Raw genomic sequence first — 25,862 nt, 5'->3', positions numbered from 1 at the left:
GGCGGGCTCGCCCGTCTCGTGAGGCTCGACAAGCTCTTCCTCGACCGCGACGCCGCCCCTGTCATGCGGAACGCCCCCCCGGGAACGCCGCGTCCTCCTCCCGGTCGCGCCCGACACGGCCGACGCCACCCGAGGCGCGCCGATCTTCCGGGACGGAAAGGGCAGCGGCCGCGTCACCTCCGGCACCCATGTCTGACAGGTCGAAACACCCCTCGCCCTGGCCTTCGTGAAGACCGCCGCCCGCGGTGACAGGGTGGAGGTCATGATCCCCGGCCGCACGCAGGCGGCCCGCATCCCCCACGCGCCGCCCTTCGACCCATCTCCGGGCCTGACCCGCTTGCGGTCTTCCTCTTGCCGAAAATATCCTGGGGGGTGAATTCCGCGGCCCAGGGCCGCGGAAGGGGGGGGCAAAGCCCCCCTCCGACACCGAAAATCGCTTGCGCCGCGGAGCGGCGCGCCGCTGGATCAGCCCCCGCTCAGCTGCACGATCTGGTAGCTGTCCACGCCGCGCTTGATGATGCAGGCCCGCCCGGTCGTGAGCGCGGGCATCCTGCGGGTCACCGCGGGCGTCACCTGCGCCGCGACCGCCTCCGAGCAATAGGGCAGGCTCACCCGCTCATAGCCGCGTTCGGCCATGCACTGGCGCCCGATCAGCCGCCGCAGCTCCTCGTTCACGTCGCGCACGATCACCCGCGGCGGCAGACGCCGGCCCGGGGTCCTGCGGCAATTGTTGTTCGCGTCGCAGATCACGGGTCCGGGGACGTATTCGCCCGGGATGATCTCGCGCTCGCGCGCCACCGGGGCCTGGGCGAGGGCGATGCGGCCGCAGGCGACCTCGTCGGCGCGGGCGGAGGCGGTGGTCGCGCCGGCCTGATAATAGATCGTTTCCGAACAGCCCGCGATGAGCAGGGCGAGGGCGGCAGCCGCCTTGAGTCGCATGTGCATTGGTCCCTCCATCCCCCCAGATATGGCACGCCGGCGCCGCGTGACAAATGAATTGACCGCCACCGGACCATCTGTCATGCACGGTGTCTCATGGGCCGCGTCCCCAATGCGGCGGCCCGGCTCGCGAGGCATCCACAGGACGGCTGATGAAAGTCATCATCTGCGGCGCAGGCCAGGTCGGTTGGCAGATCGCCCGGCATCTTTCCGGTGAAAACAACGACGTAACCGTCGTCGACAACAACCCCGATCTGGTGGCGCGGGCGACCGACACGCTCGACGTGCAGGGCATCGCGGGCTTCGCCTCCTATCCCGACATCCTCGAGCGGGCGGGCGCGCGCGATGCCGACATGATCATCGCGGCGACCCATTCGGACGAGGTCAACATGGTGACCTGCCAGGTCGCCCACTCGGTCTTCTCGATCCCGCGCAAGATCGCGCGGCTGCGCGCCAAGTCCTATCTCGACGCGATCTATTCCGACCTCTACCGGCGCGACCACATGCCGATCGACGTGGTGATCAGCCCGGAACGCGAGGTGGCCGAAGCGGCGCTCCAGCGCCTCTCCGCGCCCGCCGCCTTCGATACCGAGAGCTTCCTGAACGGGCGCGCCCAGCTTCTCGGCCTGACGATCGACGAGGATTGCCCGGTGGTGAACACGCCGCTGCGGCAGCTCACCGATCTCTTCTCGACGCTCCGCGCCGTCGTCGTCGGCATCCGACGCGACGGCCGGCTCTTCGCGCCCGAGCCGGACGACCAGCTCTTTCCGGGCGATGCCTGCTACGTCTTCGTCGAAACCGGCGACGTGCCCCGCACGCTCGAGGTCTTCGGCAAGTCCTCCAAGCGCCAGGAGCGGGTGGTGATCGTGGGCGGCGGGAACGTCGGGCTGGCGGTGGCCAAGGCGCTCGAGGAAAAGGCGCGCCGGATCCGCGCGAAGGTGATCGAGAAGGACCGCGGCAACGCCGAACGCGCCGCGGATGCGCTCGAACGCACCATCGTGCTGAACGGCGACGGGCTCGATTCCGCGCTGCTGGCCGAGGCGGGGGTCGGCCGGGCCGACGCGATCCTCGCGGTCACCGACGACGACAAGACCAACCTGCTGGCGAGCGTGCGCGCCAAGAGCCAGGGCTGCCCGATGGCCATCGCGCTGATCAACGACCCAACGCTGACGCCGCTGCTCGGTCCGCTCGGGATCGACGCCTACATCAACCCGCGCTCGACCACGGTCAGCTCGATCCTGCGCCACATCCGCCACGGCCGGGTCCGCGGCGTCTATTCCATCGGCGACGCCGAGGCCGAGGTGATCGAGGCCGAGGTCCTGTCGACCTCGCCGATCTCGGGCCGCTCGATCCGCGACACCGATTTCCCCGAGGGCGTGCTGATCGGCGCGATCCTGAAGGGCGAGAAGGTGGTCAAGCCCACGGGCTCCACCCGGATCGAGGAGGGCGACGTGATCGTCATCTTCGCCCTTGCCGCCGATGTACCGGAGGTCGAGCGCCTGCTGCAGGTGTCGATCGACTATTTCTGAGCCCATGCGCCAGCGTCTCAAAGACCAGCCGATCTTCCTGCTGCTGTCCGGCGTGATGGCGCTGTCGATGATGCTGCCCGCGGGCCATGCGCTCGCGCAGAACAACCACGCGGTGGCGCGGCCCTTCTTCTATACCGGCCTGCTGGCGCTGTTCCTGACCGTGCTGGTGGCCGTGGCCCGTGGCGGCAACCGCAAGCGGCGCCACCACAAGGAGGATCTGGGCGCGCTGCAGGCGCTGCTCGCGGCCTTCGTGCTGCTGCCGCTGGCGCTTGCCATCCCGTTCCACGAGGCGATCCCCGAGACCAGCTTCCTCGACGCCTATTTCGAGATGGTCTCGAGCTTCACGACCACCGGCGCGACGCTCTATCCGACCGAACAGCTCTCGGACACGCTGCACCTCTGGCGGGCACAGGTCGCGTGGATGGGCGGTCTGGTGATCTGGATCGCCGCAGCCGCGGTGCTGGCGCCCCTGTCGCTCGGCGGGTTCGAGGTGACCTCGGCCGTCTCCGAACGCGACGCCCGCACCCGGCTCGACCGGTTCGAACGGGCGGGCGTGGTGCGCAGGGCGATGGCGATCGCCTTCCGGCTGACGCCGATCTACGTGGGCCTGACGGGCGCGCTCTGGATGTTCCTGCTGATCGGCGGCGACCGCCCCCTGACGGCCTTCTGCCACGCGATGTCCACCATGTCGACGAGCGGCATCTCTCCGGTCGGCGGGGTGCAGAATGCGGCCTCGGGGATCGGCGGCGAGATGGTGATCTTCCTGTTCCTCTTCTTCGCGCTGTCGCGGATGACCTTCGCCACCGACACGACCGTCGCCCGGCAGGCGATCTGGCGCGACCCCGAGTTCCGGATGGGCCTCGCGCTGGTGGCCTCGGTCCCGGTGCTGATGTTCGTGCGCCACTGGGTCGCCGCCTTCGAGGGCGACGTGACCGAGGGTCTCAGGCTGGCGCTTCTGGCGCTCTGGGGCGGGTTCTTTACCGTGCTGTCCTTCCTCACCACCACCGGGTTCGAGAGCGCGGAATGGGAAACCGCGCGCTACTGGTCGGGCCTCGGCACGCCCGGGCTGATCCTGCTGGGCCTCGCCATGGTGGGCGGCGGCGTCGCGACCACGGCGGGCGGGGTGAAGCTGCTCCGGGTCTTCGCGCTCTATCTCGCCGGGGTGCGCGAGCTCGAGCGGCTGGTGCACCCGCATTCGATCAGCGGGGCCGGGTCGATCAACCGGCGGATGCGGCGCCACGGGGCGTTTCAGGCGTGGATCTTCTTCATGCTCTTCGCCATGACGCTGGCCGCGGCGACGGCGCTCTTCGCGCTGCTCGGATCGAGCTTCGAGAATTCCATGGTCATGAGCATCTCGGCGCTCACCACCACGGGGCCGCTGGTGCGGATCGGGGCCGAGACGCCGATCGACCTCGCCTCGATCAGCGCGGCCTCGAAGGGGGTGTTCTGCGCGGTGATGGTGCTGGGGCGTCTGGAACTGGTCGCGATCATCGCGCTGCTCAACCCGGATCTCTGGCGGGACTGAGTCGAAAAAAGCAGGACGCATTCATCAAGCGGCGGGATTTCTGCTGGAAAGTCGCCGCGCGCCGATTCATACTTGACCGTACGAGGGACCGCCGTCACACGGCAAGAGCAAGAATAAAGGCATTTCACCCTATGGCATCAGACCGACAGAATCTTCAGGACGCGTTCCTGAATCATGTTCGCAAGACCAAGGTTCCGGTTACGATTTTCCTGATCAACGGCGTCAAGCTGCAAGGCGTCATAACCTGGTTCGATAACTTCTGCGTTCTGCTGCGCCGCGATGGCCAGTCGCAGCTTGTCTACAAGCATGCGATCTCGACCATCATGCCGTCGCAGCCGATCAGCCTCTACGAGGGCGAAGGCGAGTCTTGAGCTCCGAGGATCAGGCCAGCACCCGCGCCTGGATCATCCACCCCGACCTGACCCGTGAAGAGCGGCGTCACGCGGCCGAATACGCGCTGGCGGAAGCGGAATCGCTCGCCGTCGCGCTGCCCGGTCTCGAGGTCGTGGGTTCGGAGATCGTGCGCCTTGCCAAACCCGTTCCCGCAACGCTGCTCGGCTCCGGCAAGATCGAGGAGGTGAAGGCGCGCCTCGATGCCGCCGAGGTCGAGCTGGTCCTCGTCGATGGTCCCGTCACGCCGGTCCAGCAGCGCAACCTTGAAAAGAAGTGGGGCGTGAAGCTGCTCGACCGGACCGGGGTGATCCTCGAGATCTTCTCGGACCGCGCCCGCACCCGTGAAGGCGTGCTGCAGGTCGAGATGGCGGCGCTGTCCTACCAGCGGACCCGGCTGGTACGCGCCTGGACCCACCTCGAACGCCAGCGGGGCGGGCTCGGCTTCGTCGGCGGCCCCGGCGAGACCCAGATCGAGGCCGACCGCCGCGCCATCGACGAACAGCTCGTGCGCCTGCGCCGGCAGCTCGAACGGGTCGTGAAGACGCGCGAGCTGCACCGCGCGGCGCGCGCCAAGGTTCCGTTCCCGATCGTCGCGCTCGTGGGCTATACCAACGCGGGGAAATCGACGCTCTTCAACCGGCTGACGGGTGCCTCGGTGCTGGCCAAGGACATGCTCTTCGCGACGCTCGACCCGACGATGCGGCGGGTGGAGCTCGAGGAGGGGCCCGAGATCATCCTGTCGGACACGGTGGGCTTCATCTCGGACCTGCCGACACAGCTCGTCGCCGCCTTCCGCGCGACGCTCGAAGAGGTGCTGGAGGCCGATCTGGTCCTCCACGTCCGCGACATCGCGCACCCCGAGACCGAGGAACAGGCGCAGGACGTCAACGACATCCTCCAGGACCTCGGTCTGGACGAAGAGGTCCCGGTGCTGGAGATCTGGAACAAGATCGACCTGGTGGACCCCGAGAAACGCGCCGTGCTCGAAGGCCGCGCCGAGCGCGAGGAGGACACGCTCGCGATCTCGGCCGTCACGGGGGAGGGGCTGGACCGGCTTCTGGCGCTGATCACCGACCGCCTCTCCGGCATGCGCTTCGAGGCCGAGCTCGACCTGGGCTTCGCCGACGGGCGCAAGCGGGCGTGGCTCTACGAGCAGAACGTGGTGCAGGAGGAGGCGCAGACCGAGACCGGCCAGCACCTCCGCGTGCTCTGGACCCCGGTGCAGGAAGCGCGGTTCCGGCGGTTGTGAGGCGTGGGGCGGGGGCGACCCCGCCCGCCGCGCTCAGCGTCCGGCAGCGTCCAGCCTGGCCATCTGCGCCTCCGACAGGTCGAGCGCCATCGCGTTCACCAGACTGTCGAGCTGCCTTTCCGAGGTGGCCGAGGCGATCGGCGCGGTGATCCCCGGCTTCCGCATCATCCATGCCAGCGCGATCTCGGCATGGGCGGCGCCGGTCTCCTCCGCGACCTCATCCATCGCGGCCAGGATCGCGCGGCCCCTGTCATCCATGTATTTCGCGATGCTGCGCTCCCCGCGCGGACCCTTCAGGTCGCTCTCGTCGCGGTACTTGCCGGTCAGGAACCCGGCGGCCAGCGAGAAATAGGGGATCACGCCCACGTCGTGCGTGATGCAGAATTCCGCCAGCGGCCCCTCGAAGCTGTCGCGGTTGTAGAGGTTGTATTCCGGCTGCTGCGCGCCGTAGGCGGGCAGACCGCCCGAGGCCGCCTTCTCGGCCGCCTCCATCAGCGCCGCGTCGAAGTTGGACGCGCCGATGGCCCCGACCTTCCCGGCCTCCATGAGCTTCGCATAGGCGCCCAGCGTCTCTTCGTGCGGGGTCTTCGGATCGGGCCGGTGCGAGAAATAGAGGTCGATCCGGTCGGTCCGGAGCCGCCGCAGCGAGTTCTCGACCTCTTCGGCGATCCATGCCGCGGAGAGCCCTTCGCCCGCATCGGGCATCGGCGCGCCGACCTTGGTGATGATCTGCACCTTCTCGCGCCGTGCGGGGTCCTTCGCGAGCCATGAGCCGATGATCGTCTCGCTCTCGCCGCCCGTGTGGCCGGGCACCCAGCGGGAATAGACATCCGCGGTGTCGAGCGTGGTGATCCCGCGCTCGACCATCCGGTCGAGCAGGTCGTGGGAGGCGGCCTCGTCCACGGTCCAGCCGAAGACGTTGCAGCCGAAGACGACGGGCGAGATCGAGAGGCCGGTCCGGCCCAGGCGTTTCGTGGTCATGCGCGCACCCTTTCTGGTTTCGCGCCGACCCTAACGCCTGGATCGGAAAACCCAAGCCTCAGGGTTTCGGGACCAGATGCGTGACACCGACCGCCGCGGCCCGCGCCAGATCGGCATCGAGCGACATCGGGATATACTCGCCCCGCCGCCAGAGCTGGGCGAGATCGTCGTAATGGCGCGAGAGCGGATGGCCCGACTGGCCGGTCGAGATGATGAACACGGACGAATCCGGATCGGCGAAATCGTAGACGCCGCGGTAGCCCGCCGCGTGCACGTTCAGGAAGGCATCCCCCCCGAGCCCGCCCTTCGTGGCCCCCCGCATCAGCGTGTTGTCCCCGCCGCTGGTCGATTGGCGGATGTTGACGAAATACCGCAGGATCGGCACCTGGCCGAGCGCCTGATGGTCCTGCGCCGCCTGGTGCGCGTCGCCCCAGCGGAGGGATTCCAGCGCGGTGCCGTAGGTTTCCGAGATCCAGATCAGCGCGTCGTCGAGTGCCATGCGCGCGATGTCGGTGCAGGTCTCGATCGGGCCGGACTGTCGGATGTCGCACCATTCGGACGCGCCGTCGATGTCGCGGTAGACGCGTTCGATGAAGATCGGGTCCACATGCGGGAAATCGCGCGTCAGCGGGCCGAGGTCGTCCTGGATCAGCCGCGTCTGGAGCGCTCTCAGCCAGGCGTCGTAGATCAGCGGCTCGGGCAGGTGCTCGTTCATCTCGCCGTTCCATTCGGCCAGCAGCTGCAGCGCCCGCTGGCGCAGCCGTTCGGGCGTGCCCTCGGGCGCTGCCTCTCCGGTGAACCACAGGTCCGCCCCGATCAGCGGCAGGAGCGAGCGGGCGGTGTAGGACACCGTGTCGAGCTGCGCCTCGATGAAGCTGTCGCGGGTGTGCACCTGCCGGGTGTTCATCAGCCGTTGCAGGCGGTGGATCCGCTGGGTGTCGCCCCAGTCGAAGGAGACATGCAGCGGGAAGGGGCGGTCGAGCAGCTTGTTGTTGGTGTTCGCCAGCAGCCCGCCCGTCGGGTCGATGAACTCGGGGTTGGCGGAATAGGGCAGCATGCCCTGCCACTGGTTCTGCGGCATCCACCCGCGCGAGGGCATCCGGCCCTGCGTCTCGTGCTCCGCCGCGCGGCGCGGCATCGCGCCGATGGTCTTCATCGCGATGCCGTCCGCATCCACGAGCATCAGATTCTGCGATGGCGCGACGTAGTCCTCCATCGCCGCCACCGCCGCCGCCCGGTCGGGCGCGCGCATCAGCTTGAGCCCCGCCTGAAGCGAGGTGTCCGTGTCCGAGAGCGCGGTCCAGGAAACCGAGGCGACATGGCCCGGCGGCGTGATGTCGGCGAGCCTGTAGTCGCTGCCCGACAGGACCGGGCCGTTGTCGGTCCAGCGCAGGCGCAGGGTGACGGAGCGTTCGTCCTTCACGGTGACGATGGAATCCCGGGTCTCGAAGGTCTTCCAGCCGTCGGCGGTCTTGTATTCCTCGGGGTTGTCGGGGTTCAGCTGCTCGATATGCACGTCCTGATCGTCCATGTAGGACGAGGTCAGCCCCCAGCCGAGGTTCGCGCTGCGCCCGACGAGCACGACGGGCATCCCCGGGATCGTGCCCCCGATGACGCCGCCGGTCGAAAGCTCGAGCCGGGCGAGATACCAGATCGAGGGCGCGGACAGCCCGAGGTGCGGATCGTTGGCCAGCAGCGTGCCGCCCGAGGCGGAGCGGGTCGCGGCCGCGGCGAAGGCGTTGGAGGCGCCGGCGAGGTCGACCGGCATGACGGGCGACAGCGGGTCACGCTCGGGCGCGGCCGCGGCGTAGTTCAGCGCGGCCTCGGGGAAGAGCGCGGCATAGGCGGGCAGGGCGGCGATGCCCTTGCCGGGGGTGTCGGGCAGGATGTCCTCGATCATATTCTCGTCCGGCAGGGCGAGCGAGACGCGCGCGCGCTCCACCTCGGTGCCCAGGTGACCCGAGAGCTGGAGCGCCATCAGCTTCACCACCGCAAGCGAATCCGCCGGCTGCCAGGGCGCGACCGCGCTTTCGAACAGGAACATCTCGGGCGCCCCGCGCCCGAGCGCGCCCTCGTTCACCTCGGCCAGCCGTGCGTTCACGCCGGCCGAATAGGCCTTGAGCGCGGCGGTGGTCTGCGCGTCCTGCGCCTCTGCCGACCGGCGGGCGAGCGTGTAGATGTCGAGCCGCCGCATCAGCTTGTCGATGCCGACGGTGCGCAGGCCGAAGACCTCGGACAGGCGCCCCTGCGCGGTGCGGCGCAGGGTGATCATCTGCCACATCCGGTCCTGGGCATGGGCATAGCCGAGCGCGAAGAAGACGTCCTCGTCGGTCTCGCCGAAGATATGCGGCACGTTCGCGTTGTCGCGGACGATCTCGACCCCGGCCGAGAGCCCCTCGACCGCGCGCGTCTTGTCGTATTCGGGCAGCGAGCGCGAGGCGAGGTAATAGACCCCCACGACCGCCAGCACGATCAGCAAGACCATGCCGCCCGCGATCCGCATCAGCCAGCGAAATACCGTTCCCATCCGGTGCCCCTCGTCCGTCTCGACCCTTGCCATTCCGGCCTCTGGCCGCCATGCCTTCTAGGACATGAAGGAAGAGGGGAAAAGTCATGGCAAAGGTCGCATTCATAGGTTTGGGCGTCATGGGGTATCCGATGGCGGGCCATCTGGCCGCCGCGGGCCACGACGTAACCGTCTATAATCGCACCGCCGCCAAGGCCGAGGCCTGGACGAAGGAACACGGCGGCGCCGCGAGACCGACCCCGCGGGAGGCCGCGGAAGGTGCCGATTTCGTGATGACCTGCGTCGGCAACGACGACGATCTGCGCAGCGTCTGCCTCGGCGCGGACGGCGCCTTCGCCGGGATGAAGCCGGGCGCGATTCTCGTCGATCACACGACCGTTTCGGCCCGGGTCACGGCCGAGCTCTACGCTGCCGCCAGGGAGGCCGGGTTCGGCTATGTCGACGCGCCGATCTCGGGCGGGCAGGCGGGAGCCGAGAACGGCGCGCTCTCGGTGATGTGCGGCGGCGACGCGGCCGATTTCGACGCGGCCGCCCCGGTGATCGACGCCTATGCCAAGATCTGCCGCCGCCTGGGCGACAGCGGCGCGGGCCAGATGACCAAGATGTGCAACCAGATCGCCATCGCGGGGCTGGTGCAGGGGCTGTCCGAGGCCCTGCATTTCGCGCAGAAGGCCGGGCTCGACGGCGAGAAGGTGGTCGAGGTGATCTCGCAGGGGGCCGCCGGGTCCTGGCAGATGCAGAACCGCTACAAGACCATGCTGGCGGACGACTTCGATCACGGCTTCGCGGTGGACTGGATGCGCAAGGATCTCGGCATCTGCCTCGACACGGGGGACGAGATCGGGGCGAGCCTGCCGGTGACCGCCCTTGTCGACCAGTTCTACAAGGACGTACAGAAACTGGGCGGCGGACGCTGGGACACCTCTGCGCTGATCAAGCGGCTGACCGAACTGGGCTAGGGCGCATCCGCGCGCGCCTCGCGGCAGGGCGGGCTCGGGCCCGCCGGCCGCACGCGCGACATGGCCTCAATCCGCGATGTAGCGGTCCCGGCGGTGGTTGAAGGCGATCACGCCGTTCAGGATCACCGCGCCGAAGAGCGAATAGAGCACCACCCGCCCGTCGAACAGGACATAGGCCACGGCAAACAGCATGGCGTCCACGATCAGCTGCACGTATCCCGCCCGGAACCCGGTCCGGTCCTGGATCATCAGCGCGATCACGCCCAGCCCGCCGAGCGAGCCCTTGTGCCGGAACACCCCGAGCAGCCCGAACCCGGTCAGCACCCCGAAGATCGCCGTTCCGAGCAGCGGATCGAGGTAGGAGAAGGCCATGGCCGAGGGCATCCAGTCGACCAGCAGCGACAGGGCGATCACGCAGAAGACGGATTTCAGCGTGAACTCCGCGCCCAGCCGTTTCCACGCGAAGGCATAGAACGGCAGGTTCACCAGCGTGAAGACGATGCCGAAGGACCAGCCGCTGAGGTAGGAGATGATCAGCGCGAGCCCCGCCGTCTGGCCGGTGAGGAATCCGAGGTGGGTCAGGAAGGTCAGGCCGACCGAGGCGGTGAGAAGACCGATCGAGAGTCCCTGGACGTCCTCGATCGCGGTGTGCGGGACCTTGAGGTCCTCGGGAATGGGCATGAGCGCTGGCATGGGCCGGAGCATCCGCGCGGCGGCCGGGCACGGCAAGGGGGCAGACCGGGTGACGCGGCGGCGCCGATGCGCGCTGCCCACGGCTTGGGCAGGTTGACGCGCCGGACGGATCGGTGTTTGTCACGGCTGACCAAGCGAGGATCAAGGGAATGACCTGGAAAGTTTTCATCGACGGCGAAGTGGGGACCACCGGTCTCCAGATTCGGGAGCGGCTCGAGGCCCGTCCGGACATCACGCTCGTGAGCCTCGATGAAAGCCGACGCAAGGAGGTCTCCGCCCGGGCCGATGCCGCGCGCGAGGCCGATGTCTCGATCCTCTGCCTGCCGGATGCGGCGGCGAAGGAGCTGGTGGCGGCGCTCGCGCCCGGCGAGGCAAGGCTGATCGACGCCTCGACCGCGCACCGGGTGAACCCGGAATGGGTCTTCGGCTTCCCCGAGATGGCCGAGGGCCAGCGCGAGAAGGTGGCCTCGGCCGCCTATGTCTCGAACCCCGGCTGCTGGTCGACCTGCGCGATCGCGCTGGTCCGGCCGCTGGTCGGGGCAGGGCTGATCGACCCGGCCTCGGGGCCCGCGATCTCGGGCGTGTCGGGCTATTCCGGCGGTGGCAAGGCGATGATCGCCGAATTCGAGAGCGGCGAGGCCGCAGGCTCGTTCCTCTATGGCGCGGCGCAGGGCCACAAGCACCTGCCGGAGATGACCGAATACGGCCTGCTGACGAAGGCGCCGGTCTTCGTGCCGTCGGTCGGCCAGTATGCCCAGGGCATGGCGGTGGCGGTCCATCTTCCGGGCCTCGGGGCCGAAGGCATGGCGAAGGCCGAGGCGGCGCTGCGCGCGGCCTACGCGGGCGAGCGCTTCGTCTCGGTCGTGGCGGCCTCGGAGAACGAGCCGCGCGTGATGCCGCAGCGGCTGAACGGCACGAACCGGATGGAGCTGTCGGTCCATGGCAATCCGGAGACCGGGGCCGTGGTGCTGATGGCGGTGCTCGACAACCTCGGCAAGGGGGCCTCGGGCGCGGCGGTGCAGAACATGAACCTGATGCTCGGGGCCGACGAGGGCGCCGGGCTGGAATGATCGGCGGTGCGGGCCGGGCGTGTGACCGGCCTGCACCTGCGGGGCGGGTTGCTCGCGCCGTTCGACCTCGCCGATGGGCCCGGGCCGGGCCGGCGCCGGGCCGTGGGATGGCGCCCGCCGGCCCGGGAGCCTCTCGATCCATCGTGACATGGCCGCGCTCCGCACGACACGGAGCGGCCGGCGCTTGTCCGGCGCCCTTCGGGCCTGTTCCGTCCTCGGGAAGCGCGCCTCTGTTCATCCCGCTTGCATTCCGCGCCGCGCTCTGCCTCCCTGTCCCCGAACTATCGGAGGAGTACCCACATGAGAGCCGCCGTTCTGCGTGCCTATAACGAGGACCTGTCCATCGAGGACGTGGCCCATCCCGCATGCCCCGAGGACGGCGTCGTCCTGAAGGTGCTGGCCTGCGGCGTCTGCCGCTCGGACTGGCACGGCTGGACCGGCGAGCATCCCCGCGTGAAGCCGGGCCAGATCGGGGGCCACGAATATTGCGGCGAGGTGGTCGAGGCCGGGCCCTCGGCCACGTGGAAGGTCGGCGACGTGCTGGTCGCGCCCTTCATCCTCGCCTGCGGGTCCTGCCCGCAATGCCAGATGGGCGCGCAGAACACCTGCCTCGACCAGAAGCTGCCCGGCTTCATCCAGCCCGGCGCCTTCGCCGAATACGTGGCCGTCCCGCGCGACCACAACCTCGCACGCCTGCCCGAGGGCATGTCGCCCACGCTCGCCGCGGGCCTCGGCTGCCGGGTCACGACCTCGTGGCACGCGCTGACGGGGCGGGCGGCCCTGCAGGGCGGCGAATGGCTGGCTGTCCACGGCACCGGCGGCATCGGCCTCTCCGCGGCGCTCCTGGGCCGGGCGCTCGGGGCGCATGTCGTGGTCGTCGACGTGGTGCAGGAGAAGCTCGAGCATGCGAAGGGCCTCGGCATCGACGCCGCGGTCAATGCGAAGGACGGCGACGTCGCGGCGCAGATCAAGGAGATCACCGGCGGCGGCGCCCATGTCAGCGTCGAGGCGCTCGGGATCGAGCAGACGGTGAACGCCTCGATCGAGTGCCTCCGTCCGCTGGGCCGCCACGTGCAGGTCGGCATGCCGGTCGGACACACCGCTCATATGAACGTGAACATGTCCGCCGTCTATCAGGGCAACATCGCGCTCTACGGCACCCGCGGGATGCCCGCGTGGCGCTATCCGTCGCTGCTCGGATTGATCACGTCGGGAAAGGTGGATATGAGCCCGCTCATCGCCCGCGAGATTCCGCTGTCCGACACCGGCAAGGAGCTCGCGGCCTTCAACGGCCCGACACCCCCGGGTGTGGCGGTCATCACGGACTTCACGCGCTAGGCACAGGAGCCGCCCCATGAAAGCCGCCGTCCTCGTCTTCCCCGGATCGAATTGCGACCGCGACCTCAAGGTCGCCTTCGAGAACGCGGGGGCCGAGGTCTCCATGGTCTGGCACAAGGACACGGCGCTGCCCGAGGGCATCGACATCGTCGGCGTGCCGGGCGGCTTCTCCTACGGCGATTACCTGCGCTGCGGGGCGATCGCGGCGAATTCGCCGATCTGCGCCGAGCTGAAGAAACATGTCGAGCGCGGCGGCTACGCGCTCGGCGTCTGCAACGGCTTCCAGATCCTGACCGAGACGCGGCTGCTGCCGGGCGCGCTGCTGCGCAACGCGAACCTCAAGTACATCTGCCGCACCGTGCCGCTGACCGTCCGGACCTCGGACAGCGTCTTCACGCAGGGCTGGAACGCGGGGACCGAACTGGCGATTCCGATTGCGCATCACGACGGCAACTACCGGGCGGACGACGAACTGCTGAGGCAGCTCGAGGCCGAGGACCGCATCGCCTTCACATATTCGGAAAACCCCAACGGCTCCGCCGGGGACATCGCGGGCGTGCTCAGCGCGAACCGCCGGGTGCTGGGCATGATGCCCCATCCCGAGCGCGCCGCGGACGAGGGCCACGGCGGCACCGACGGCCGGGCGATGTTCACCGGCCTCATGGACGCGCTGGTCGCCGCTTGAGCGAGAGCGTGACCGGCAGGGAGGCGGCGACCGGCCGCGCGGCACGGGCGTGTCGGAGGCCCGCCGATGTCTAGGGTGCTCGGCGTCGTCCGGTTCTCCTACCTCCAGAGCACCGACGCCAACTTTCCCATCACCCTGAACAAGTCGCTCGAGGCGCGGCGCGAGATGCTGTTCGCGCCGAAGCGGATGGCGCAAAGGTTCGAGCTGTTCGAGGCGATCTGCCTGCCGTCGCTGGCGGCCCAGAACCCCGACCTCTTCACCGGCATCCTGCTGACCTCGGCCTCGATGCCGCAGGCGCATGTCGACAGGCTCCACGCGCTGACCGAGGCAGTCCCGCATCTGCATGTCGTCCCGGCCGAGCCGAACCTCTCCCACCTCGCCATCCGCGAGGCCGTCGCGCGCCTCCGGCCGGCCGAGGGGATGAAGCTGACCTTCCGGCTGGACGACGACGATGCGATCTCGACCGATTTCACGGACCGCGTCGCCCCCTATCTGCAGGAACGCTACGACGGCCATTGCCTGACGCTGCTCTCGGGGGTCGGGCTCTGCCGGCTCTATGGCCGCGTCCGGGCGTGGGACCGGCGCCATCCCTTCGTCTCGGCGGGGCTGTCCTACATCAACCGTGCCGAGGCGCCCGAGACGGTTTATGATTGCGGCAACCATTCCACGGTGACCGAGCGTTTCCCGACACTGGTCGACGCCTCGTTCCCGGCCTTCCTGCAATCCACCCACGGCACCAACGCCTCGAGCGGCCATGTCCCGGCGCTCGCCTACCTGCTGCCGTCCCAGACCATGAGCTTGCGACAGGCGCAGGCGCGCTACGGCGCGGCCTTTCCCTTCCTGCGCCAGAGCCGCTTCCGGTTTCTCTGAGGCCGGAGGAGATCCGCCGATGCCGCCGCCTCCGCGGGCGGGCTGACCGGCATTTGATAGCCCCCATGGCTTGAGAGAGGCGCCGCCACGGCGTAAATTCGCGTATCACGGGAAACGACGGGTTTCGGATGGCATTGACGGAAGAAGGTGGACGGGCGGGCAGCAGGGCGCTCTCGTGGCGGGCTCGGGTTGCGCTCCTGATCTTCGCCGCCATCGCCTGCGGCGTGGTGCTCGTGACCAACCGCATGCTCACCGACCGCTTCACCCAGAACACGCGCAGCCGGGCGGAGCTGCGCCTTGCGCTCTACGGTGGCAACCTCGTGAGCGAGCTGCAGCGGAATTCCATCGTGCCGCAGCTGCTCAGCCGCGACCCGGCCCTGATCGGCGCGCTGAACTCGCAGGATTACACCCAGTCGACGCAGCGGCTGATCTCCTTCGTGGACGAGATCGGGGCCGCCTCGCTGATGCTGCTGGACCGGGAGGGACGGACGGTGGCGGCCACCGACCGGAACCGGCTCGGCGAACAGCACAACACGGCGCCTTATTTCGTGGATGCCCTGCGCTCCAACGGCACCGTCTTCTCGGTGCTCCCGCGCGAGGCGGGCGGCTACCGGTTCACCTATTCGCGCAAGGTCGAAAGCCAGGGCAACGCCGTCGGCGTCGTCATCGTCGAGGTCGATCTGCAGAAGTTCGAGCGGGCCTGGGCCGGCATCTCGGACGCGGTGCATGTCACGGATTCGACCGGCAACATCATCCTCGCGACCGAGCCGCGCTGGCGCGGCAAGCAGGAGGCCGAGGCGCTGGCGGCCGAACCTCCGGCCTCGGCCATCCAGCGCGCGATCCAGGCCACGGCCGACTGGACGACGCTGCCGGCCGATGCCTACCTGCGCGGCGAGGCGGTGATGCGGATGTCGCAGCGGATCCCGTTCCGCGGCTGGCAGATCACGAGCTTCACCACCTATGCCTCGGTGCGGGAGCGGGTGAACGGCGTCATCGCCTCCGAAATCATGGCCTTCGCCATCCTTCTCGCGCTCGCCTTCTATGCGCTCAGCCGCAAGAACGCGCTGCGCAGCGCGTTCTTCCAGCGCGAGTCGGCGGATCTCCGCGTGTTGAACGAACGCTTGCAGCGGGAAATCGCCGAACGCGAGCGTGTGCAGGAGAACCTCGCCGTCGCCGAGCAGACGCTGGCACAATCGTCGAAACTGGCAGCCTTGGGGGAGATGTCGGCCGCGGTGAGCCACGAGTTGAACCAGCCGCTTGCGGCCATGAAAACGTATCTCGCAGGGGCGGGGCTTCTTCTGCGCCGCAACCGGCCGGACGAGGCCCTGTCCTCGTTCCAGCGGATCGACGACCTGATCGAACGGATGGGCGCGATCACCCGGCAGCTCAAGAGCTACGCGCGCAAGGGCGGGGCCGATCTGGCCCCGGTGAACATGGGCGCGGCAGTGCATTCGGCCCTGTCGATGATGGAGCCCCAGCTCAAGAGCCGGCAGGTGCGGATCAACCTCGCGGTGCCCGAACGGGCGGTGATGGTGATGGGCGACCGGGTGCGGATCGAGCAGGTCATCATCAACCTGATGCGCAACGCCATCGACGCCACCCAGACGGTCGAGATGCCGCAGATCGACGTGTTCCTCTCGGCCGGAGAGACCGCGACGCTGACGGTGCGCGACAACGGCCACGGGATCGAGGATCTGACCTCGCTCTTCGAGCCGTTCTACACGACCAAGCAGCCCGGCGACGGCGTCGGGCTGGGTCTTGCCATCTCCTCGGGGATCGTGAACGACCTCGGGGGTCGCCTCACGGCCCGGAACGCTTCGGCGGGCGGGGCTGTTTTCGAGATGCAGCTGCCTATCTTGTCAGAAGACATCGAAGCGGCGGAATAGGATTGAGCGGAGTACACCCATGCAGAAAAGCATGAAGATCGCGATCGTCGACGACGAGCAGGACATGCGTCAGTCGATCAGCCAGTGGCTGGCCCTGTCCGGCTACGACACCGAGGCCTTCGCCAGTGCCGAGGACGCGCTGAAGGTCCTGGGCCCGGATTATCCCGGCATCGTGATCTCGGACATCAAGATGCCCGGCATGGACGGGATGCAGTTCCTGAAGAAGATCATGGGCACCGACTCGGCCCTGCCGGTCATCATGATCACCGGTCACGGCGACGTGCCGATGGCGGTGGAAGCGATGCGCATCGGCGCCTTCGATTTCCTCGAGAAGCCCTTCAACCCCGACCGGATGACCGAGCTGGCCAAGAAGGCCGCCAACGCCCGCCGGCTGACGATGGACAACCGCCAGCTCCGCCGCGAGCTCTCGGACGGCTCGCAGCTGATGAACAAGCTGATCGGCTCGTCCCCCTCGATGGAGCGGCTGCGCGAGGACATCCTCGATCTGGGCCAGGCGGACGGCCATGTGCTGATCGACGGCGAGACCGGGACCGGCAAGACGCTGGTCGCCCATGCCCTGCACGCCGTCGGGGCGCGGGCCGGCAAGAAATTCGTGCTGGTCTCCTGCGGCGCGATGGACGAGGCGCGGCTGGAAAAGCGGCTCTTCGGCCCGATGCAGCCCGAGGACAGCCAGCTGCCCGCGATCGAGGAGGCCCGCGGCGGCACCCTCGTGCTCGAGGACATCGAGAAGCTGTCCGAGACGCTCCAGTCGCGGCTTCTGTCCGTCATCAACGAGCAGGGCACCCCGTCCGAGACCCGGATCGTGGCCATCTGCAACATGCAGGAGGCGAACAAGACCTGCGAGGACGCGCTGCGCCCCGACCTGTTCTACCGCCTGGCCGCGCTGCGCATCACCGTGCCGCCGCTGCGCCAGCGGGGCGAGGACATCCTGTCGATGTTCACGCAGCTTTCCGAGCAGTTCGCCGACGAATACGGCTGCGACGCGCCCAAGGTGACGGCCCAGGAGGCTGCCCAGCTTCTGCAGGCGCCCTGGCCCGGGAACGTGCGCCAGCTGATCAACGTGGCCGAACGCGCGGTGCTCCAGTCGCGGCGCGGCTCCGGGACCATCGCCTCGCTCCTGATGAGCGATCACGAGGAGATGCAGCCCGTGGTCACCACCGAAGGCAAGCCGCTCAAGGAATACGTGGAAGCCTTCGAGCGGATGCTGATCGACAACACGATGCGGCGGCACAAGGGCTCGATCTCCAACGTCATGGAAGAGCTCTGCCTGCCGCGCCGGACGCTCAACGAGAAGATGGCGAAGTACGGGCTGCAGCGTCAGGATTACCTGTGATCCAAAGCGAGACGGGCGCCCCTGGCAGGGGTGCCCGTCAGCGCGTCCACAGGTCGGGATTGGCCGAAGCTTTCAGCTTTTGTCGGCTGTTTCACGTCATCGCAGGCCGAAATGCAGATTACGCATTGTGCTTAAGTGTTGATTTCATCTATTCTGGCACAACGTCACCCAGGTGACGCAGAGTTTCGCTGAACCGCACCCGCGGGGGCCCCATCGGGCCGGAGCGGGCGGGACAGACCGATCAGGTCCCAAGGGGCCGCAATGAATGCCCGGACCCGCCGAAAGGCGGCAAGGCGGGCACCGAACGGGTGGCGTGCCCGATGAACGAGGCCGCCGCCGGAGAAGAAACGCGATGAGGCGCGCAGAGATAGTCACAGGCGAAACACGGGGTCTGACAACCCCGGGTCGCCCTGCCGCTGCCATCGCCCCTGACAGACACGATGCGAGATGCCTCGCCCCGCCGGCGCAACCGCCGGGACGGGGCCGCTTGCGGACGTGCAAATGGAACACATGGCAAAGAAAATGCTTATCGACGCCACCCACGCGGAGGAAACCCGCGTCGTGGTGGTCGACGGAAACAAGGTCGAGGAATTCGACTTCGAGTCGGAGAACAAGCGCCAGCTAGCCGGCAACATCTACCTCGCGAAAGTCACGCGGGTCGAGCCGTCGCTTCAGGCCGCCTTCATCGATTACGGCGGGAACCGGCACGGTTTCCTGGCCTTCTCGGAAATCCATCCCGATTACTACCAGATCCCCGTCGCCGACCGTGAGGCGCTGATGGAGGAAGAGCGCGCCTACGCCGAGGCGATGAAGGCGCGCGAGGAGCAGGAGGACAAGAAACGGTCCTCCCGCCGCCGCGGTGCCGCGCCCGCCCGGACCGAGGGCGACGATGCCGTCGCCACCCGCGACATGGGCGACATCGAGGGGATGGAGACCATCGACCTCGACGACGAGGTCGAAGAAGGCGCCTCGCCGATGGAAACGGTGAAGGAAACTCCGGTCGAGGAACCGGCCGAGGACGACCACGACCACGACGACGACCACGATCATCACGACGATGAGCCCAGGGCGCGCGACGCCGCGGCCCATGACGACGAGATCGAAAGCGTCGCGGACGAGGACGACCAGGAAGACATCCGGCCCGCGCGCAAGCCCCGGCCGCGGCGCTACAAGATCCAGGAGGTCATCAAGGTCCGCCAGATCCTGCTGGTGCAGGTCGTCAAGGAAGAGCGCGGCAACAAGGGCGCCGCTCTGACCACCTATCTCAGCCTCGCGGGCCGCTATTGCGTGCTGATGCCGAACACCGCGCGCGGTGGTGGCATTTCGCGCAAGATCACCAACGCCGCCGACCGCAAGAAGCTGAAGGAGATCGCGACCGAGATCGACGTGCCGAAGGGCGCGGGCCTCATCGTGCGCACGGCCGGCGCCAAGCGGACGAAGACCGAGATCAAGCGCGACTACGAATACCTCCAGCGCATGTGGGAGCAGATCCGCGAGCTGACGCTCAAGTCGATCGCGCCCGCGAAGATCTACGAGGAGGGCGACCTCATCAAGCGCTCGATCCGCGACCTCTACTCGCGCGAGATCGACGAGGTTCTGGTGGAAGGCGAACGCGGCTACCGCAACGCCAAGGACTTCATGAAGATGATCATGCCGTCCCACGCCAAGAACGTGAAACATTACGTCGACCAGATGCCGCTCTTCGCGCGCTACCAGGTCGAGACCTATCTCGGCGGGATGTTCAACCCGACCGTGCAGCTCAAGTCCGGCGGTTACATCGTGATCGGCGTGACCGAGGCGCTGGTGGCGATCGACGTGAACTCCGGCCGGGCCACCAAGGAAGGCTCGATCGAGGAGACGGCGACCAAGACCAACCTGGAGGCGGCCGAGGAGGTCGCGCGCCAGCTGCGTCTGCGCGACCTTGCCGGTCTGATCGTCATCGACTTCATCGACATGGACGAGCGCAAGAACAATGCCGCCGTCGAGAAGAAGCTGAAGGACAAGCTCAAGACCGACCGCGCCCGCATCCAGGTCGGCCGCATCTCGGGCTTCGGCCTGCTGGAGATGTCGCGCCAGCGCCTGCGTCCCGGCATGATCGAGGCGACGACGCAGCCCTGCCACGCCTGCCACGGCACCGGCCTGATCCGCTCGGACGACAGCATGGCGCTGTCGATCCTGCGCCAGATCGAGGAAGAGGGCACCCGCGGCCGCTCCCGCGAGGTGCTGGTGAAATGCCCCGTGGGCATCGCCAACTACCTGATCAACCAGAAGCGCGAGCATATCGCGGGGATCGAGGCGCGGTATGGCCTCTCGGTCCGGATCGAGGGCGATCCGACGCTGGTGAGCCCCGATTTCTCGATGGAGAAGTTCAAGACCGCGACCCGTGTCGTGCGCGAAGTCGCGCCCGCGGTGATCTCGGCCGATGCCTCGCTGATGGAGGATTACGAGGACGAGGTCGAGATCGAGGAGGACGAGGAAGAAGAGACCTCGGCCCCCGAACCGCGCACGTCCGAGCGCCCCTCGGACGAGGACGACGACGGCCGGCCCCGGAAGAAGCGTCGGCGTCGCCGGCGGCGGAAGTCGAAGGGCGGCCAGGGCGAAAACGGTGCCGAGGGCGGTTCGGACGAGTCCGGCTCGGATGACGAGGACGCGTCGGGCGAGGCCGTGAAGGCCGACGCGCCCGCGGCTGCCGAAGACAGCGCCGTGGACGAAACCGCGGCGCCCGAGGCTGAGGCCGAACCCGCGCCGAAGCCGAAGCGCACCCGCACCCGGTCGCGCGCCAAGAAGAAGCCCGAGGCGGAAACCCCGGCCGAGGCCCCGGTGGACGCCGCGCTCGCCGACAGCCCGGATGCCGCCCCCGAAGTGAGCCCGGAAGCCGTCGCGGAGGCCGCACCCGAGCCGAAGCCGGAACCCGCGCCCGAGCCGGTTGCCGAGGCAGAACCCGCACCGGAGCCGGAGGCGGCTCCCGAGCCGGAGGCGACGCCCGAGCCCGCGCCGGAGACGGCGGCGGAGCCCGAGCGCGAGCCGGAGACCACGCCCGAGCCTGCACCGGAGGCCGCGCCCGAGCCTGAAAAGGCCGAGGAAAGGGTCCCGGAACCCGTGGGCGACAGCTCGAGCGCCGAGAGCGAAGAGGCGGCGAAGCCGAAACGCCGCGGCTGGTGGTCGCTGGGCCGCTGAGCCTCGCCACCGGACGGCACAAGATGCGCCGCGCTCCGAAAGGGGCGCGGCGTTTTCCGTTCAGCCGCGGCGGATCTCGAAGAGGTGCGTCCGGCCCTCGTCGGTGGCCGAGAGCAGAACGTGCCCGGCCTCGGCACAGAAATGCGGGATGTCGATGACCGCGACCGGATCGGACGTCCGGATCCGGAGCAGGGCGCCGGGCGGCAGGGCCAGCAGCGCCTTGCGCGCCTTCAGCACGGGCAGGGGGCAGAGCAGGCCGGTCGCGTCGAGAATGTCGTCCATGCCGGTCTCTTGGCGCGCCGCGGGCCGCTTGTCCAGTCGCCGGGGGCCCGCGGTCCGCGCGCGCCTGTCCTCCGCACCGCCCGGGACCGGGGCCACGGGGTTGTGACAACGGGGCGCGTGACCGGCGGCCAAGGCTGCGCTAAGGCGGTTTCATGTTTGGAATCGACATCCTCGACGCGGCGCTGCTGCCCGCGATGATCGTGGCGCTGATGGCGGGGCTGATCTCGTTCCTCAGCCCCTGCGTGCTGCCCATCGTGCCGCCGTACCTCGCCTACATGTCCGGCGTATCGCTGAACGACATGGGCCGGACAGGCCAGCGCAGCCGAGCGCTTCTGCCCGCGGCCTTCTTCGTGCTGGGGCTGTCGACCGTCTTCCTGCTGCTCGGCTTCGCGGCCTCGGCCTTCGGGCGGGTGTTCCTGGCCTACCAGGGGTGGTTCAACACCGTCGCGGGCCTGTTGGTGATGGTCTTCGGGCTGCATTTCCTCGGCATCCTGCGGATCGGCGTCCTCGACCGCGAGGCGCGGCTCGACGCGGGCGACCGGGGCGGCTCGGCGCTTGGCGCCTATGTGCTGGGGCTCGCCTTCGCCTTCGGCTGGACCCCCTGCATCGGCCCGCAGCTCGGCGCGATCCTGTCGCTCGCAGCCTCCGAGGCCAGCGTCTCGCGCGGGATGGCGCTGCTGGCGGTCTACGCGATCGGGCTGGGCGTGCCCTTCCTGCTGGTCGCGGCCTTCCTGCCGCGTCTGACCGGGCTCATGGCCTGGATGAAACGGCACATGGGCGTGATCGAGCGGATCATGGGCCTGCTGCTCTGGACCATCGGCCTCCTGATGCTCACGGGCGGCTTCTCGGCCTTCTCCTACTGGCTGCTCGAGACCTTCCCGGGGCTTGCCACGCTCGGCTGAGGCCGTACACTCCGCGGCAAAACGAGGGGTATCAGGCGTGGACATCGAGGCGGGAGCAGCCCCGGAGGCCCGTGCGGTCTCGCGCCGCCGGGTGTTCTACATCCCGGGCTACGACCCGATCCCGCCACGCCGCTACCGCGAGCTCTACCGCACCGAATCCGCCGCCCAGGCCGCGATCTCGGGTTACGAGATCGCGCTGTCGCCGGGCCGGGGGACAGAGCGCTTCGGCTGGCACGTCACCGCCCGCATGGACGGCGCCGAGATCGAGACGGATGTCGAGGTGCTGGTCTGGTCGGACATCGTCCGCGACAGCATGGGCCATTCGATCCCGGCGACCTACCTGGGCCTGATCCGCACCGCCTGGACCTATATCGGCACCGGCGCGCTCTGGCGGCTGATGCGGTTGCGGAAGGGTCCGGTGATCGCGGCGCTCTACCCGGTGGGATTCCTGCTGGCGCAGCTGGCGCTCGCGGTTGCGCTCGGCTGGGGGCTGGGCCTGCTGGCAATGCGGGGCCTCGGGGCCGCGGGGGCAGGGGCCGCGGGTCCCTGGGCGGCCGCGGGGCTGGGCGTCGCCGTCGCGATCGCCGTGCTGCGCTGGTTCAAGGCCCGGGACGGCCGGTTCTTCGCCTATTACCTGATGCATGATTACGCCTTTTCGGCGCGCTCGCGCGGGGCGAACCCGCCCGCGCTCGAGACCCGGATCGCCGCCTTCGCCGAGGCGGTTGCCGGGGCGCTCGCGCAAGAGAGCGACGAGGTGCTGGTGGTCGGGCATTCCTCGGGCGCCCATCTCGCGGTGTCGATCCTGTCGGACCTGATCCGCACGGGCCGGGTGCCGGCGGGCGGGCCGGCGCTCTCCTTCCTGTCGCTCGGGCAGGTGGTGCCGATGGTCTCGTTCCTGCCGCGGGCCGAGCGGCTGCGCAGGGACCTGCGCTATCTCTCGCAGCGCAACGAGCTGACCTGGATCGACGTCACCGCCCCGGGGGACGGCTGCGCCTTCGCGCTCTGCGATCCGGTCGCGGTCTCGGGCGTGGCGCCCGAGGACAAGCGCTGGCCGCTGGTGATCTCGGCCGCCTTCACCCAGACGCTCAGCCCGGAGCGCTGGAAGGCCCTGCGCTGGCGCTTCTTCCGGCTGCATTTCCAGTATCTCTGCGCCTTCGACCGGGTGCGGGATTACGATTACTTCCGGATCACCGCCGGGCCGCTGACGCTGGGCGCGCGCTTCGCCGGACGGATGCCATCCAGATCGCGGATCGAGGCGGCGGTGTCGAAATACCGGAGCGTCGCATGAGGCGCGCTGCGCCGCGTGGCCGGCCGGGAAGGGGGGCTGTCTGCCCCCCGCCGGGCCGTTGGCCCGCCGCCCCCCGAGGATACATGGACCAGAGGAAAGCAGGGCCGTGGTGACGCCCTTGCCCCCCAAACCCCCGGCGCGGCCCGAGAAGGTGTCGCTGCGGCGCTACGTGAAGCTCTTCCGCGCGGACCTGCTGTCGGCGCAGCCGGCGAAGCTCTACCGGGCGTGGATGGCGGAGTTCCGGACGCCGTTCTTCCGCTCCTACCTCGTGAACCAGCCGGAGCTTGTGAAGACCGTGCTGAGGGAACGCCCCGAGGATTTCCCGAAGAGCGAGAGGGTGAGCGAGGGGCTGCGCCCGCTGCTCGGCCGTTCCGTCTTCGTCACCAATGGCGAGACCTGGAAGCGGCAGCGGCGGATCATCGACCCGGCCTTCGAGGGCGGGCGGCTGAAGGACACCTTCCCGGCGATGCGCGCAGCCGCCGAGGCCTGTGTCGCGCGGCTCTCGGCGCGCACGGGTGCGGAGCTGGAGATCGAGGAGGAGACCTCGCATGTCGCGGCGGACGTGATCTTCCGCACGCTCTTCTCGATCCCGATCGAGCACGAGCTGGCGAGCGCGGTGTTCCACGAGTTCCGTGCCTATCAGCGCACCCAGCCGGTGGTGAACCTGGCCGCCTTCGTGCCGCTGCCGCGCTGGATGCCGCGGTTCTTCCGGCGCGAGACGAAGCTTGCGGCCCGCCGGATCCGCGACCTCATCACCCGGCTGACGGCGGAGCGCGCCGCCGAGATCGCCGCGGGCAGCGCGCCGGACGACCTGGCCACCAAGATCATGACCACGCCCGACCCGGTGACGGGCGAGACCTTCGCGACCGCAGAAATGGTCGACCAGGTGGCGATCTTCTTCCTCGCGGGGCACGAAACCAGCGCCTCGGCGCTGGCCTGGTCGCTCTACCTCATGGCGCTCTATCCCGACTGGCAGGCGCGCGTGGCCGAAGAGGCCAGCGCGCTGGAGGAGGAGGCGGGCTTTGCCGTCATGTCGCGCCTGCGGATCAGCCGCGACGTCTTCCGCGAGACGCTGCGCCTCTACCCGCCGGTGCCGATGATGGTGCGCGAGGCGGCCTGCCCGGAGCGGTTCCGCGACCGGGCCGTCGCAAGGGGCAGCCAGGTGGTGCTGAGCCCGTGGCACCTGCACCGCCACGAACGGATCTGGGAACGGCCCGACGCCTTCGACCCGGCCCGGTTCGCGACCGAGAACGGCAGGGCCTGCCTGCGGGACGCCTACATCCCGTTCTCGGCGGGCCCGCGGGTCTGCACCGGGGCGGGGTTCGCGATGGTGGAGGGGCCGCTGATCCTGTCGATGATCCTGCGGGAGTTCCGCGTCCTGCCGGTGGCGGAGCGCGTCCCGGTGCCGGTCGCGCATCTCACCGTGCGGTCGAAGGCGGGGATCTGGCTCAGGCTCGAACGCCGCAACGCCGCCTGAGCCCTGCAGTGAGCCCTGTCTTCGGAAGGGGGGTCAGCCGGCGCGTTTGCGGATGAACCCGTCGACCGTGTAGACGCTGCCGAGCGCGTTCGGCTGGCTTTCGAGCCGCACCTTCGTCCAGTCGTTCCGCTCCGAGACGTCGCGGACATACATGCCGAGCGAGACCTGGCTGGGCGCCCAATTGGCATGATCGACAAGGATCTCGCGTTCCGAAAGCACCTTCGACACCACCGCGATATGACCCATCGGCAGCTGGCGGCCCGCGCTGAAGGCCATCACCGCGCCGACGTCCGGCTGGCGGCTGCGGGCATAGCCCTCGTCATCGGCCTGGTGCCACCACGTTCCGGCATTGCCGCGGATCTCGATGCCGCTCGCGTTGCGGGCGAAGGGCACGCACCAGACCTTCTGGCCCGAGGCCCGGAGCTCGGTCGCGATCTGGACCGCGCGGGTGACGCGTTCCTGATCGAGGCCTCCCGTCTCGTAGCTGGGCCGCGCGCAGGCGGCGGACAGCAGGAGCAGGGCGCAGATAAAAGGTAACTTCAACGACGCGGGGTTGGCGCGTGTCTTGCTCATAGGTCCCTCGGTGTCACAAGTTTCTTCGTGGGCCCCGGTTGCTCCGGGATCGCGGTAACTATGATCAAATTTCGGTAACGAAACAAGGTTTTTGCGTGAGGCGGGCGGGGGCTACGGGCGCAATCGGCGATTCCCTGCCCGTCGAGCGGGCATCGGCGGGATCGC

The 25,862-nt window shown here is 68.9% G+C and carries 21 protein-coding genes; 15 read left to right on the top strand and 6 right to left on the bottom strand.

The features are described from left to right. Positions 1-465 precede the first annotated feature (465 nt). Positions 466-945 (bottom strand): hypothetical protein, encoded by a 480-nt coding sequence (locus tag Q344_RS25000; protein ID WP_051630300.1) that lies wholly within the window; start codon positions 943-945, stop codon positions 466-468. A 146-nt stretch (positions 946-1,091) separates the two neighbouring features. Here Q344_RS25000 and trkA point away from each other — a divergent pair, with 146 nt between their 5' ends. The 4 genes from trkA to hflX all read left to right on the top strand — a co-directional run bounded on the left by trkA (position 1,092) and on the right by hflX (position 5,635). Then, on the top strand, positions 1,092-2,468 hold the full coding sequence (gene trkA / locus Q344_RS0105605; protein WP_028285825.1) for a Trk system potassium transporter TrkA: 1,377 nt from the start codon (positions 1,092-1,094) through the stop codon (positions 2,466-2,468). Positions 2,469-2,472: 4 nt separating this feature from the next. Then, the gene (locus Q344_RS0105600; RefSeq protein WP_028285824.1) at positions 2,473-3,993 is read left to right on the top strand and encodes a TrkH family potassium uptake protein; all 1,521 of its coding nucleotides are present in this window, start codon (positions 2,473-2,475) and stop codon (positions 3,991-3,993) included. Positions 3,994-4,124: 131 nt separating this feature from the next. Further along, on the top strand, positions 4,125-4,364 hold the full coding sequence (hfq, locus tag Q344_RS0105595; protein WP_028285823.1) for an RNA chaperone Hfq: 240 nt from the start codon (positions 4,125-4,127) through the stop codon (positions 4,362-4,364). Further along, positions 4,361-5,635: a GTPase HflX gene (gene hflX / locus Q344_RS0105590; RefSeq protein WP_028285822.1), complete on the top strand. Its 1,275-nt coding sequence runs from the start codon at positions 4,361-4,363 to the stop codon at positions 5,633-5,635. The genes hfq and hflX overlap by 4 nt, the downstream gene beginning before the upstream one ends. A 33-nt stretch (positions 5,636-5,668) precedes the next feature. Here hflX and Q344_RS0105585 read toward each other — a convergent pair whose 3' ends face one another. Together Q344_RS0105585 and Q344_RS0105580 are read right to left on the bottom strand one after the other, a co-directional pair. Further along, a complete protein-coding gene (locus Q344_RS0105585) occupies positions 5,669-6,616 on the bottom strand; it encodes an aldo/keto reductase (RefSeq protein WP_028285821.1) in 948 nt (315 codons plus the stop codon). Positions 6,617-6,674: 58 nt separating this feature from the next. Continuing rightward, complete coding sequence (locus Q344_RS0105580) at positions 6,675-9,143, bottom strand: penicillin acylase family protein (protein WP_028285820.1); 2,469 nt, start codon at positions 9,141-9,143, stop codon at positions 6,675-6,677. 86 nt (positions 9,144-9,229) lie between these two features. On the opposite strand from Q344_RS0105580, the gene Q344_RS0105575 reads away from it, so the two are divergent. Beyond that, on the top strand, positions 9,230-10,102 hold the full coding sequence (locus Q344_RS0105575) for an NAD(P)-dependent oxidoreductase (protein ID WP_028285819.1): 873 nt from the start codon (positions 9,230-9,232) through the stop codon (positions 10,100-10,102). Positions 10,103-10,168: 66 nt separating this feature from the next. Here Q344_RS0105575 and Q344_RS0105570 read toward each other — a convergent pair whose 3' ends face one another. Next, complete coding sequence (locus Q344_RS0105570; protein ID WP_051630298.1) at positions 10,169-10,795, bottom strand: YitT family protein; 627 nt, start codon at positions 10,793-10,795, stop codon at positions 10,169-10,171. A gap of 149 nt (positions 10,796-10,944) precedes the next feature. Here Q344_RS0105570 and argC point away from each other — a divergent pair, with 149 nt between their 5' ends. The 7 genes from argC to Q344_RS0105535 all read left to right on the top strand — a co-directional run bounded on the left by argC (position 10,945) and on the right by Q344_RS0105535 (position 21,175). After that, positions 10,945-11,865 carry an N-acetyl-gamma-glutamyl-phosphate reductase gene (gene argC / locus Q344_RS0105565; RefSeq protein ID WP_028285817.1) on the top strand — a complete coding sequence of 307 codons (921 nt, stop codon included), beginning with the start codon at positions 10,945-10,947 and terminating at the stop codon, positions 11,863-11,865. 300 nt (positions 11,866-12,165) lie between these two features. Beyond that, positions 12,166-13,203: a zinc-binding dehydrogenase gene (locus Q344_RS0105560; RefSeq protein WP_028285816.1), complete on the top strand. Its 1,038-nt coding sequence runs from the start codon at positions 12,166-12,168 to the stop codon at positions 13,201-13,203. A gap of 16 nt (positions 13,204-13,219) precedes the next feature. Next, on the top strand, positions 13,220-13,888 hold the full coding sequence (gene purQ, locus Q344_RS0105555) for a phosphoribosylformylglycinamidine synthase subunit PurQ (RefSeq protein ID WP_028285815.1): 669 nt from the start codon (positions 13,220-13,222) through the stop codon (positions 13,886-13,888). Positions 13,889-13,954: 66 nt separating this feature from the next. Continuing rightward, complete coding sequence (locus Q344_RS0105550) at positions 13,955-14,758, top strand: glycosyltransferase (protein ID WP_084178306.1); 804 nt, start codon at positions 13,955-13,957, stop codon at positions 14,756-14,758. Positions 14,759-14,886: 128 nt separating this feature from the next. Further along, positions 14,887-16,644 (top strand): sensor histidine kinase, encoded by a 1,758-nt coding sequence (locus Q344_RS0105545; protein WP_028285813.1) that lies wholly within the window; start codon positions 14,887-14,889, stop codon positions 16,642-16,644. A gap of 19 nt (positions 16,645-16,663) precedes the next feature. Then, entirely contained in the window at positions 16,664-17,998 is a 1,335-nt protein-coding gene (locus Q344_RS0105540) for a sigma-54-dependent transcriptional regulator (protein WP_028285812.1), read from the top strand. Positions 17,999-18,508: 510 nt separating this feature from the next. Continuing rightward, entirely contained in the window at positions 18,509-21,175 is a 2,667-nt protein-coding gene (locus tag Q344_RS0105535) for an Rne/Rng family ribonuclease (protein ID WP_028285811.1), read from the top strand. Positions 21,176-21,235: 60 nt separating this feature from the next. Here Q344_RS0105535 and Q344_RS0105530 read toward each other — a convergent pair whose 3' ends face one another. Beyond that, positions 21,236-21,457, bottom strand: coding sequence for a sulfurtransferase TusA family protein (locus tag Q344_RS0105530; protein ID WP_028285810.1), 222 nt, complete (start codon positions 21,455-21,457; stop codon positions 21,236-21,238). 152 nt (positions 21,458-21,609) lie between these two features. Here Q344_RS0105530 and Q344_RS0105525 point away from each other — a divergent pair, with 152 nt between their 5' ends. The 3 genes from Q344_RS0105525 to Q344_RS0105515 all read left to right on the top strand — a co-directional run bounded on the left by Q344_RS0105525 (position 21,610) and on the right by Q344_RS0105515 (position 25,124). Beyond that, on the top strand, positions 21,610-22,359 hold the full coding sequence (locus Q344_RS0105525) for a cytochrome c biogenesis CcdA family protein (protein WP_028285809.1): 750 nt from the start codon (positions 21,610-21,612) through the stop codon (positions 22,357-22,359). A gap of 37 nt (positions 22,360-22,396) precedes the next feature. Next, complete coding sequence (locus Q344_RS0105520) at positions 22,397-23,647, top strand: hypothetical protein (RefSeq protein ID WP_229669136.1); 1,251 nt, start codon at positions 22,397-22,399, stop codon at positions 23,645-23,647. Between the two features lie 118 nt (positions 23,648-23,765). Further along, positions 23,766-25,124: a cytochrome P450 gene (locus tag Q344_RS0105515; protein WP_036538781.1), complete on the top strand. Its 1,359-nt coding sequence runs from the start codon at positions 23,766-23,768 to the stop codon at positions 25,122-25,124. Positions 25,125-25,157: 33 nt separating this feature from the next. Here the strand turns inward: Q344_RS0105515 and Q344_RS0105510 are convergent, their stop codons facing one another. After that, positions 25,158-25,697, bottom strand: a complete 540-nt coding sequence (locus tag Q344_RS0105510) for a CHAP domain-containing protein (RefSeq protein ID WP_036538361.1) — start codon at positions 25,695-25,697, stop codon at positions 25,158-25,160. Between the last annotated feature and the right edge of the window lie 165 nt (positions 25,698-25,862).

Source organism: Pseudooceanicola nanhaiensis DSM 18065 (assembly GCF_000688295.1).
Classification (GTDB): domain Bacteria; phylum Pseudomonadota; class Alphaproteobacteria; order Rhodobacterales; family Rhodobacteraceae; genus Pseudooceanicola; species Pseudooceanicola nanhaiensis.
Note: the sequence above shows the minus strand (reverse complement) of the source record. Positions and strands in the feature narration are given on the sequence as shown.